This is a genomic window from Mesorhizobium sp. M8A.F.Ca.ET.021.01.1.1, from assembly GCF_003998025.1.
Lineage (GTDB): Bacteria > Pseudomonadota > Alphaproteobacteria > Rhizobiales > Rhizobiaceae > Mesorhizobium.
In genome coordinates this window covers 1-9,942 of sequence record NZ_RZSJ01000189.1, presented here as the reverse complement: position 1 = coordinate 9,942, position 9,942 = coordinate 1, and the positions used below count along the sequence as shown (strand labels likewise).

At 60.5% G+C, this 9,942-nt stretch carries 7 protein-coding genes; 1 reads left to right on the top strand and 6 read right to left on the bottom strand.

The features are described 5' to 3' along the window. The 5 genes from EOA36_RS16575 to EOA36_RS16555 form a co-directional block, all read right to left on the bottom strand. Positions 1–555: tetratricopeptide repeat protein (locus tag EOA36_RS16575; protein WP_127278547.1), on the bottom strand; the 555-nt coding region annotated here is incomplete at its 3' end. Positions 556–702: 147 nt separating this feature from the next. Beyond that, positions 703–2,925, bottom strand: a complete 2,223-nt coding sequence (locus tag EOA36_RS16570) for a mechanosensitive ion channel family protein (protein WP_127278546.1) — start codon at positions 2,923–2,925, stop codon at positions 703–705. A gap of 168 nt (positions 2,926–3,093) precedes the next feature. Next, positions 3,094–4,005, bottom strand: coding sequence for a formylglycine-generating enzyme family protein (locus EOA36_RS16565; protein WP_127278549.1), 912 nt, complete (start codon positions 4,003–4,005; stop codon positions 3,094–3,096). A gap of 121 nt (positions 4,006–4,126) precedes the next feature. Next, positions 4,127–5,566, bottom strand: coding sequence for an arylsulfatase (locus EOA36_RS16560; protein WP_245464379.1), 1,440 nt, complete (start codon positions 5,564–5,566; stop codon positions 4,127–4,129). A gap of 199 nt (positions 5,567–5,765) precedes the next feature. After that, positions 5,766–5,954, bottom strand: coding sequence for a hypothetical protein (locus EOA36_RS16555; RefSeq protein ID WP_127278545.1), 189 nt, complete (start codon positions 5,952–5,954; stop codon positions 5,766–5,768). 606 nt (positions 5,955–6,560) lie between these two features. Here EOA36_RS16555 and EOA36_RS38930 point away from each other — a divergent pair. Next, the gene (locus EOA36_RS38930; RefSeq protein WP_335930822.1) at positions 6,561–7,253 is read left to right on the top strand and encodes an AraC family transcriptional regulator; all 693 of its coding nucleotides are present in this window, start codon (positions 6,561–6,563) and stop codon (positions 7,251–7,253) included. A 308-nt stretch (positions 7,254–7,561) separates the two neighbouring features. On the opposite strand, the gene EOA36_RS16540 is transcribed toward EOA36_RS38930, so the two are convergent. Beyond that, the coding region (locus EOA36_RS16540; RefSeq protein ID WP_127278542.1) for an SAM-dependent methyltransferase at positions 7,562–9,942 on the bottom strand (2,381 nt) is incomplete at its 5' end.

Sequence of the window (9,942 nt, the reverse complement as noted above, 5' to 3'; positions counted from 1 at the left end):
GGGCAACCCCAACCGGGCTACGGGATGATCTCGGTCGATCCTGAGCGCCTTCTCAAAGAGCGGCAGCGCCATCTCCCACTTGTCAAACGCATTGTAGGCATCGCCCAAGGCGCAAAGCGCTTCCACCAGATCCGGCTTCAAGTCCAGGGCGTACTGAAAGTGCTTGATCGCCGGCGTAAATTCGCTGACCTTCAAATAGGTCTCGCCGAGGCTAAGATGGTAGTAAGGATTCTGCGGATCCTCTGCCACCGCCCGAGCGAAATACCGCAGTGACTTTTCGTTGTCGAAATCGAGCCCGAGCGTTCCCAGGATATACAGGGCCAGCGGATGGTTGGGCGTGCGAGCCAGGACCCTGAGGCACAGTTCCTCGGCCTCGGACAGACGTTGGGCCTGCTGCAACTCGAGCGCCTGCCGTAAAAGCAAGTCGTCGGCGTGGCTGCGGTCGGGGCCTGCCTTGGACTGCGCTTTGTATGGCGCAGCCTTCGGTGATGCCGCCTTCGGCGAGGGTTGGGTCTTGAGGTGCTTTGCCCACGCGGGCGGCAATCGGTTGCTCATCCTGTCTGGCTAGCAAAAGGGGTTTGGAGAATCCAGCCTCAATAGCCGTTTTGCGCAGAGCGCCGGCGCGGCCCATCGATTTACCATTCTTTCTGGATCGACCCTTATCAGTTTCCGTTCCAGTCGGTCCGGTGACGGCGCTCTTGCCTATTCCGTTGCGCCAGCTTTTTTTCTGCGACGAATAGTGTGCGATTGCGCGGCGGCCATTTTTAACGCGGGTGTGATCTCCAACGGCGCATTCTGTGCCTCATGCGGGGTCTGCAGCCCCTCGACGTGAACGGTCGGGAATGGGAGCTCGATGCCCTGCTCCTTGAAGACCTGGCGCAGCCGCACATAGAATTTGCGTTTCATACCGAAGGCGCCTCCCGGTCTGGTCATCGCCTTGACCCTCAATACGATGCCGTACTCACCGAACTCCTGCACGCCTTGCATCTTGATCGGGTCGAGCACCCAGTTTTTGAACTCGGGATCTTCCGCCAGTTCGAGGCCGATCCGCTTGATCAGCTTGCGAGCGAAGTCGATATCGGTGTCATAGCCAACGGTGATGTTGAATTTGTCGATAACCCAGTCACGGCTCTGGTTCTGGACTGCCCCGAGTTCACCGAAAGGTATCGTGAACAGCGGACCGCGATGGTGGCGCAGCTTCACCGAGCGCAGCGAAAAGCTTTCCACGGTACCCTTGTAATTGCCCGAGGAAATATATTCGCCGACACGAAACGCATCATCGAGCAGAAAGAACACGCCCGAAATGATGTCCTTGACGACGGTCTGCGCCCCAAAACCCACCGCAACGCCGACAACGCCAGCGCCGGCGATCAGCGGGCCGATCTGGATACCCAGCGAGGAGAGCATCATCAGCACCGCCATCACGATGATCGATGCGAGCAGAATGTTCTGGAGGATCGGCAACAGCGTGTGCAGTCGCGCCTGCTGCGGATCGAGGATCGGGCCCTCCTCCTCGCTGATCACAGGGTGCGGTACTTCGATGCCCAGCTTTCGTTCGATCAAAGCCTTGATGATCGACCAGCCGAAATCGGCTGCAAGCGCAATGACCACGACATTGATCAAGCCGCGCAATATGAACATCGTCGTCGTATCGCTGCCCTGCATGGATTGCATGTCCAGGCCCCAGACACGCGCGAGAAGGTAAGCCGCCGCCAGGATGAAAATCATCCTGATACCGCGATCGATGACAGCGATCGTCACCGCCGGGATCGTCGGCCGGCCGGCCTCTTCCGAACCCGGCCGCAGCACGAAATTAACCCCGCGCTGCGTCAGCACGATTGCCAAAGGCAGGAAGAATGCGGCCAAGGTAAACCAGAAGATTATGTTAAAGCCGGCAATGCGCTCCAGGAACAGAACGACGAAATAAGCAGTCAATAGCCATGTCGCTCCCGTGTGACCGCTTTGGGGCGCCCCGTCTCGCTTCCTTGGCCGGCGCCAAACGGCAAACAGAAAGAGCAACAGCAGGACGAAATCGGCGCCCAGCGACAGGACCATCATTCCGTCCGGATCGATGCCGAGACCCGGCAAGAGGTGGAACGCGGCGCCGAAGAAGGCGAAGACGCCGACGATCCGGGGTAGCCAATAGGACCAATGGTCAGCCGCTTCGTTGGGGACCGGCAAAGCACGAACCTCGACGGCGCTCTCGACCTTCATGAAGGAAGGGACGAGCGTGGCCATGACGTACATGCGCACACCCCATGTAACGACCGCCGCAATCAGGAATGTCAGTACAATCTCGCGGATGAGCGTCGGCCAGTCGAACAACATGAATGCGCCGGCGCTGCCCAGTGCGAACGAGACGATCAGCAGGCTGGAATAAAGCAGGCGGCCACCAATCTTCTTGGCTCGCCCCATGGGCGTATTCTTCGGTTGCGCGATAATCCAAAGGCGGAATGGGCGGGTCAACTTGTACGTTGCCCAAGTGAGCGCCAGGCCGGCTGCGATGAACAGCGCAATCAGCAGAAATACGCCTGCAGGCCTCTTGCCGGACATATCCTCCATGGTCTTTGCCCGAACATGCGCGAACTGGCCCGGCAGCAAGGGCAAAGTTTGTACGATTCTTTCGATATGATGCTTGATCCGATCGAGCGTCGAGGATGCCATCGTATTCATCTGGCCTGGTGCGGCCACGGCATCGGACGATGCGTCGGCCGGCGAAGCTCCAGCCTTGGCAGGCGCTTCGGTTGGCCCGGCGTCCTGTTTTCGCTGCTCGACCACCCAGGCCTTCACGGACGGATCGTCGAGAAGCTCGAACAGCTGCTTGACCCTTTCAGGCGGCACGGTCGCCGGCGCCTGCGCCTCTGCCTGACCAGCCAGCAAGAGGGCGATGCCAAAGACGAGCGGCCTGGCAATCAGGACGAACATCGCAGTCAAATCTCCGAGACGTCGCGCCGCGCGTGCCAGATACCAGGCTCCCAATCGTCGAATCATGAGTGGCATCGCGCTGTGACCTTCCGATAGAATCGGCAAGCAACGACATCTATGCCCGCCGTTGCCCCTACCTTGAAGAAACCGATGTTGCTGTGCAAGACGTCACCGTTCCAGGCGAGCGATGCAGCGAAACCCAAGGTGGCAAGTGGATGTATCCACGGGCTGCGCCATGCGAGCGGCCGGTCGGTAACGGCGGCAATAGCTCGGAGCGCACAAGAAAGACCCGCCCTTGGTGACCTTGCGTGGGATCGTGATATCGGGCGTCAGCGGATCATAGCTCGCCTCGCGCTCACCGCCGCGCGGATTGGTCATCGTGCAGCATGGGCTCTCGATCCGGCGGTGCTCCTGATACCAGTCCGTGGTCCACTGCCAAACGTTGCCGGCCATGTCGTGGAGTCCATAGCCGTTTGCCGGGAATGAACCGACAGGCGCGGTCCATTCGTAGCCGTCCTCGCAGCTATTTCGGTATGGAAATTCACCCTGGTACGTGTTGGCCATATGCTGGCCACCCGGGGTTAGTTCGTCGCCCCATACGAACTCCGAGCCGTTCAGTCCGCCGCGCGCGGCAAACTCCCATTCGGCCTCGGTCGGCAGCGCCTTTCCCGCCCAGTCCGCATAGGCTTGCGCATCCTCGTATGCGATATGGACGACTGGATGGGTTTCAAGGCCCTTGAGGGTGCTGGCCGGGCCGCGCGGATGCCGCCAATTCGCTCCGCGCACGTAGGCCCACCAGTTGTAGTGATTGCTGCGATCGATGCCGCGCGTGGGCCTGACGAACAACGCTGAAGCCGGCGCCAATGACTCGGCGCCCGCCGCAGGATAGTCCGCAGCATTTGCCGGACGCTCGGCCAGCGTAACGTAACCGCTGGCCTCGACAAAGCGCCTGAACTCGTCATTCGTGACGGTCGTGCGATCCATCCAGAAGCCGGCGACCATGACGCGGTGCGCGGGCGCCTCCTCGGGATAGTGGCTGTTCGAGCCCATCAGGAATTCGCCGCCTGGCACCCACACCATATTTGGAAATGGCGGGCTGCGCCCGGGAACGGAGCGTACGGACTCCAGATCCCCTCCAGGTGGCACAGCCGTGGCGACATCGTCCATGGTTTTGGCAGCTACGGACTTCGATCCTGCGCGTTTAGTCTCCAAGCTCATTGAACGCCGTGGCTGGATCAGCCGAAATGGGCGGTGCGCCGAAGGTCAGCTTGATCGCCTCTCCTATCAACAGCGGCGGCGCCATTTGCTTGGCGATATCCACGATTTTTCCTTTCAATTCCTTGACCTTGTCAGGATTCTTGTCGGCCAGATTGGTCTTTTCGGATTTGTCGGCTGCAAGATCGAACAGTTCGACCCGCTCCAACACACCGGCTGCCCATACGAGCTTCGTATCGCCTTGGCGGATTGCGCCGCCGGTCGGGTCGACATTGTAGACCATCTCGGTGCGGGGCGAGGGCTTGGCTTCGCTAATGGTTTCCCAAACATCCATGCCATCGAGCGGCTTGTTCTTGGTCGGTTTTGCCCCGGCAAGTCCGGCAAGTGTCGGATAGATATCAGTGACATGTATCAGGCCGTTCACGTCGCCAGCCTTCACCTTGCCCGGCCAGTTCACCAGGCCGCAGACGCGGGTGCCGCCCTCGTAAAGCGTGCCCTTGCCGCTGCGGTACGGCCCATTGTCGGCCGGTAGGCTGTTGCCGACCTTCGATTCACCCGCAAACATTGCATCTCGGACACCGCCATTGTCGCTCTGGAAGAGGATGATCGTATTGTCGCGCATTTTCTTCTTCTCGAGCTCGGCAACGACCCGGCCGATCTCGTCGTCCATGGCGGAAACCATGGCTGAGTAGAGCCGGCGCTGGTCGTCGGCAACATGAGCATATCTTTTGATATGTTCTTCGGGTGCCTGATAAGGCGAATGCGGCGCGGTGAATGCCAGGTACAAGAATAGCGGCGCCTTCCCGTCATGCTTTTCGATCACCTTGGCGGCTTCCGTGCCGAACAGGGTGTTATCGTATCCGGGCTCCTTTAGCGGCTTGTTATTGCGATACCAGTCCATCACGCCATGGGAAGCGTGCTTGAAGTGATCGATTTCGCCAACCAGGGCGCCGTAGAACGAATCGAATCCCCGCTGGCGCGGCCAGTATTCGGCCTTCGCGTGACCCAGATGCCACTTGCCCACCATCGCCGTCTTGTAGCCGGCGTCCTTGAGCATCTGAGGCAAGATGTATTCGTCCGTGGCTAGGCCGTAGCCGCCGCCTGACGGGATAACACCCATCTGCAGCCCATAGCGCAACGGATAGCGTCCCGTCATCAGCGCCGCCCGGGTGGGCGTGCACATCGGCTGGGCATAGAACTGTTCCAACCGCGCGCCCTCGGCAGCCAGCTTGTCGATGTTTGGCGTCTTGATGTCCGAGCCGTGGAAGCCAACGTCCTTCCAGCCCTGGTCGTCGGAGATGATGTAGACGATGTTGGGAGGTGTCCCTTGAGCCGCCGCGGGCTGAACACCGGCAAGGCCGGCAAGCGCGCCTGATAGACCGGCTGGAACCGCAAAGCGCGAAACGGCAGCCGCCGTGCCGGCCATCAATGCATCGCGCCGCGTTATTCTGTTGGTTGTGCCGGCTTCAGCCGGGAAGTCTCGATCGATACTCATACTCTCCCACCCTTCTCCCCTTAGGGGTAAATGCTTTTGAGATATCATCGTCACTCACTCTGAAGGCCGACGCTTCAGGACCACGTTCTGCTTCACGGCCGCCATGACGCAGCCACTTCACAACAATCCTCTATTGGGCGACCGCGAATTGATAGGTGAACCCCAACATCGGCCCCTGCTGAGTGAGTTTGTTCACGAAGCCATCGTCGCTATAGTTGTCGTGCACGGCCCGATAACCGACAAAGCCTGTTCTTGATAGCCCCCATTTCTCTTCCTCGTAGACCGTCAATCGCGACGAAGAGACGGCTTCATCGACCAAGTCATATTCGATGCAGCATCTTAGACTGGATGAAGTCTCGCTTTGCGCTAGATCAATTCGGCCGCGATGCAGCGGAACGTGACAGATTAACACACCAACACCCTGTGCAATACGCCCTTCCGGTCTCGGCGCCACACGATAATCATGGCAAAGGCGCTCGATGTTCTCGGCGCATCCGGCTGACCCAGAGATCTATTTCGTCCACAGTCCCCATTGGCCGTGAGTCGGCGATACTTTGCGCCGATTGATCTCGCGCAATTTGCATTTAAGTTACAGCTAATACAATCATCCTGCTATCCACTTTGCGCAAAGGACGTATTTTTGAGCACCTGGCCTTCATCGCCTTCGCACAGGGACGTACAGCTCGGCCCAGGCGGGCTCGGCGATGCCGCCTCTGGGCTGCCTGTGAAGGTCGACAGGCTTTCGCCAGGGCAACTGCCGTCGCGACTCCGGCAAATCCGGTCCCACGGCAAGTGGGCGCTCGATCTGGCCGAATTCAACTGCGCCTTCCGCGCCAGCGGCGGCTTTGCCCCAGGTTCCGTGGCGATAGTGGCCATAGAGCAGGCCCGGGACTCAACGATCTGCGGCATTCCGCTCAAAGACGACATGATCGTGACAATCCCCGCCGGCACGAGCGTAACAGCAACGGTCCAGCCCGGCCTTAGTTATACAGGCGCCGTTGTCCCGATGTCGATCTGGGTAGAGATCCAGGCACTTTCCGCTGGCACGATCTTGGCTAGGGCTGCAGACCACCCAAACGCCGTTCAGCTCACCACCACCGATGCGAAAATGTTTCGAAGCCAAATGGAGGCGATGGCAGATCGCTTCGAAGCAGCCGCAAGCGGTGCAGCTCTGCCGGAGCATACTCCGATCGCGTTGATGGAATATTTGCGAGGCATGGCTGACGCCTTCGCTGGCGCGCCTAGCAACGCAGGATTGGATCGGTCCTCCAGCCGTCATCTCAGGCAGGCATGGGCGGCCGAGGCTTTCATTCGCGCCCATATCCGCGAAGACATCCCCATCATCCGGTTGTGTAAGGAAATCGGCGTCAGCCGCCGTCAATTGGAGTACGCCTTTCGCACCACCTTTGCTCTAAGCCCGCTGGAATTCATCAGGGCGCTCCGTCTCAATGAAGCCAGGCGACTGCTCACCGCCCGGGGAGCAAGAGGCTCGAGTGTCACAAGCATCGCGATGGAGGTTGGGCTCACCCATCTTGGCCGCTTCGCAGCGAACTATCGCCAGCTCTTCGGCGAGTCCCCCAGAGAAACACTGCTTCGCGGGCGAAGGCCAGAGGATTGACCCGATACAGCGCGCGGTCGTCGCCGCTCCTGATAAGCATTTCGAATTTTGACATAACGCGCGGGCTCCAAGCTCGCGCTTGCTCGATCTCGGTCATCTTGCGTTCGAGAAGACGATCGTCGACCACAGGAACGACAGCTCCACCCGGTTGCGATGCGACAGCTTACCAAAATCCTGCCCCGATGCGAATGGATGGAAATCCTTCGTCTGTCTCGGGCCTTAGGGCGGCATGTGCGATACTGGTGCGAAGCGTCTCGTCGCTCTTGCGCACTGTGAGCGGAAATAATGACACCGACAAAGTTCGCCGTTCAATTGAGCACGGCCTCGACGGTGGCAACAAAGTCGTCGAGCGAGCGATCCCCACGAATCTCGATGCGCGGAAGGTCGATGGGATCGCTGTCAAGGTCCGCCGGCCCGTGTCTGCCGCCGAAGCCAATCCGATAGCCGCACTCCCTGGCCAGCCTGCCAAGCCGCCGGTCGGTGACGGAGAAGGGGGCCGCGAACGCCGAGGTTGGCCGACTGGTCCACCGTTCGACGAACATCCGAGAGCGCAGGAGCTCGGCCGCAAGGTCAGAGCTCGACAGACCATCGATGGCGCGATGCGTCGCCAGATGGCTTCCGAAGAATGCACCTTCGGCAGCGAGACGTCGCACCGTTCCGGCGTCCATAAGCCGCGTCGGCGGACCGCTGACGGCGTCCCACTTTGCACTTTCACCCACCAGGTCCGTCACCAGGAACACTTCCGCGGTCAGGTCGTGCGCGCGCAAGATCGGCCAGGCATGGTCGGCAAAGTTCTGAAAGCCGTCATCGAAGGTGATGAGCACCGGGCGGCCAGCGAAAGGCTGACGGTTGGCGATGGACCATTCCAGTTGCTCGGACATGACCGCGTGAAAGCCGTTGGCCCGCAACCATGCCATCTGGCCAGCGAATGCGGCGGGCGTGAGCCGGAAACGGGCGAGCGCGGCTGGACCTTCATCGGCGACGCCGTGATACATGAGGACAGGGATACGCTGCCGCCGCTCGCTACGCGCGACGTCGCGGCGCAAGGCCCGCGCTCCGCCCCAGACGATATTTCGCGCGACCCCGATTCCGATGGATGCGCGGACCGGCACATGATCAATCACCGGCTCCGTCGCCATGTGGCCCGGTGACAGGCGGCGGAAGCGATCTATGCGATAGAGTTCGGTCTGGATCGATTGCTCGAGGACGAGGCCTTCTGTCGCCGTCAACGTCTCCGAGATCGTTTGGCCACCGAATGTGTTCCAGTCGAAGCCCGTCCTTTCGGGATTGTCCCGAAGCACGAATGCGTGTGCGCTGATGAAACTGCCGCCAGGCGCCAACGCCTCGGCGACTTTTTTGGTGAAGCGCTGCAACTCGGCCAGATCATCGAGATAGTAGAGCACTTCCGAACAGAAGATCAGATCCATCTCGCCCGGGAGCGTGTCCGCCATGAAATCCAGTACGCCGAATTCAACATTCGGTTGATCGCTGCATCGCGCGCGCGCCCGCTCAACCGCTATCGCGGAGATATCAGTTGCAGTCAAATGACCCACTCGCGGCGCCAGCTGCCGCGTGAAATGGCCCTCTGCGCAGGCCAGCTCAAGCGCCTGTCCAATGGGGCCGGCAGGCAGAATTTCGAGCTGCCGCTCATATTTTTCCTGCTCGTAGGTCGAGGTGTAGTTCCAGGGATCCTCTGTCGCAAAATAGCTGTTCCAGAACGCCGTACGATCCTTGTCGTGTCCATCCGAGGCCGGTGAACGGCGCGGCGCCGGAAGGGGCTGCGTGGCTTCGGCGCTCGACAGAACCAGTTCCCGCGCTTCCGAGGCCAATCGCGCGAGTTTGCCGAAGTGACTGTCCGGATCAGGCCGGCGTTCCGCCGTGGTCGACAGTGCCTCGGCTGCAAGCGTCTCTGACGTGTCGGCACCGTCGTCCTTTTGCGGTGCCAAATTCAGGATGAGTTCAATCCAATGACGCCTTGTCACGTTCCCGAGCACGCCGAACTGAACGACAGCTTCGATCCGGCCATCCATCATCAGGTAGGCATAGATTTGATCGATTCCTTCCGGAAGCTCGGTTGAGGTTGGATTTCGAGCGTCGACGCGAATTCCGAGTGTCCGCGCCAGCCTGCGAGGTGCGGCAAGATCGTCGGCATCGAGAAGCATTTGCTCGAGATGATACTGGACGCGACGAGCCGCGACCGGATCGCCCCAGACCTTGCCGAGTTCGATGATCAACGCGGTCAGGGCGCCGCCAAACCTGTCCCACCGGGCAGCCAAATGCGCTGGCACCGACAGGCTTCCCACCATCAGGCCATCGAAGGCTACCTTGGCGATCTCACGCGCCCATTTACGTCCTGCCGGGAGCGCGCGCAGGGATTGCGGATTGATCGAACTGCCGCCGCTGCCGCGATCCGATGCAGCGTTCCACAACGCGAACCACGCGAGTGCTTCCGAAGCGGTTCGCCCGGTCGCCTCGGTCGCTCCATTGGCGTGAGCTAATCCTGGGCGTTTGACCCTGGGATCAGGAGAAAAGCCGCGGGCGATCACGATTCCCGCATCCGCCAGCATCTGCGTCGAATTGCGGCTGAGCGCGTTGGGGCTGGCCCGATGGAAAGCGAGCGGCTCGTCGACCATCACCCAATTTTTGCCGAGGCGTGCGACGCGCTGCCATAGATCCCAGTCTTCGCAGG

What these genes read in the sequence shown, in the direction of transcription:
- EOA36_RS38930 (WP_335930822.1), top strand. Translation starts at nt 6,561, where the DNA reads ATGATCGTGACAATCCCCGCCGGCACGAGCGTAACAGCAACGGTCCAG.
- EOA36_RS16565 (WP_127278549.1), bottom strand. Translation starts at nt 4,005, where the DNA reads ATGGTGTGGGTGCCAGGCGGCGAATTCCTGATGGGCTCGAACAGCCAC.
- EOA36_RS16570 (WP_127278546.1), bottom strand. Translation starts at nt 2,925, where the DNA reads ATGTTCGTCCTGATTGCCAGGCCGCTCGTCTTTGGCATCGCCCTCTTG.
- EOA36_RS16560 (WP_245464379.1), bottom strand. Translation starts at nt 5,566, where the DNA reads ATGGCCGGCACGGCGGCTGCCGTTTCGCGCTTTGCGGTTCCAGCCGGT.